The following is a 1421-nucleotide window of genomic DNA, read 5'->3' as shown; positions in this document are numbered from 1 at the left end:
CAGCAATTCTCATTTTGGAAATTTAACTGCTATTGGGAGGAATCTCTAGCTCAAGACCCTGGAGCATGAACGTAAGCAGGTGATCCCAATTGTCGAAATAGAGATAGCGGGTTAAAGCACGCAAATCATCAAAAAAGGTTTTGCGAGTGGGCAGATGGGCTCGCAGCCGTTTATATTTCTCGTCGAGCCGCTCCAACAGCGTATGGAAGAGTAGGGACAAGATATTCAAAGTCGCCAACAAGGCAGCCAGATGCTGTTGGCCATGCCCAAAGTTGTGTTCGAGATGGTAGCCTTTGGTTTTGAGCGTGTTGTTATTCTCGTTCTCAACCTTCCAACGAGTGCGCCCAGCTTGAACAATGGAGGCCACGTTGTCATCGGTAAGGGTGTAGCGGGTGACAAAGGCATTGTGATAAATCACATGAAGGTCAGGACGGCTGACAGTTACCTCACACCAGTTAACCATCAGCGCATCCGCCCCGTCTTTGAGGGGCACGTCATTGAGATATCGGTAAGTCCAGGTTTCCTCAACTTTTCCTGTCCACCGTTTGTGGATGAGCGTCGGGAGGTCAATTCCCTCTATATGGTCATAAAGGGTGGTGTGGGAGTCTGGGCGACAGACCAGGATAAAGTCCAACTGGTGGTCTAACATCTGCTGACACAGGGGTTGGTGGCAGTACAAGTCATCCCCTAACACCGTTACCTTCAATCGACTGAAGCGCGGACCATGCTGGTTCAACCACCGCTTTGCCGCAGCGTTCTCACAGTCTTGTTTGTCATGACCGTCTTGGGGTCGGACGAACTCAGGGACTAACGGAATCACCTGAGTCTGCCCTGGACAGACGATGACCGGAGTAACCACGCTATGGAAGTAATGAATGTCTCCTGACTTCAAGGTGCGTGTCGAGCAGGCAGGACAGTGGATTTGAGTGGAACTGAAGTATTCCGTCCCATCCATAGCAACCAACAGGCTGTCGGCAACAGACCGCCAGTCCCTCAACTGACCCTGTTCGTCCAATATCTGTAGGATTTCCTCGAATACGGGAAACACATTAGAGGGCGCGACCCCATCAAGCAAGTCCCGAATGTGGTTGTCCGTGGGAATTTTATGGACTCCAAACAGACTTTGAGCATTGCTTCGACCCTTATTGTCTGCCAGAAAAGCGCTGATAGGCCAGGAAGGACGGGGTTTGGGTGAAGAACACGCCCGCATACACTCAAAGCGGCATCTTCCATTCCATAGCGGGTATTTTTACCTCGACGCTTGTCCGGTAGCGATGACAAGCGCTCGCGAAAAGAACTCACTACAGTATCAAACCAACCTGGCTTGTTCAATGGCTCTGGCTCTCTTGGGTTTTGCAGATATCATTACCATACACGGCTCAAGGGGATTTGAACAGTTTTTGCCAAAATGAGAATTGCTG

The 1421-nt window shown here is 50.4% G+C and carries 1 pseudogene; it reads right to left on the bottom strand.

Annotated features, from left to right (window positions below):
• Positions 1–22: 22 nt before the first annotated feature.
• Positions 23–1332: pseudogene (locus NG795_RS28330) on the bottom strand (transposase).
• Positions 1333–1421 lie beyond the last annotated feature (89 nt).

The sequence above is a fragment of the Laspinema palackyanum D2c genome (assembly GCF_025370875.1).
In the GTDB taxonomy this organism is placed as follows: domain Bacteria; phylum Cyanobacteriota; class Cyanobacteriia; order Cyanobacteriales; family Laspinemataceae; genus Laspinema; species Laspinema palackyanum.
This window is presented reverse-complemented; position numbering and strand designations above follow the sequence as displayed.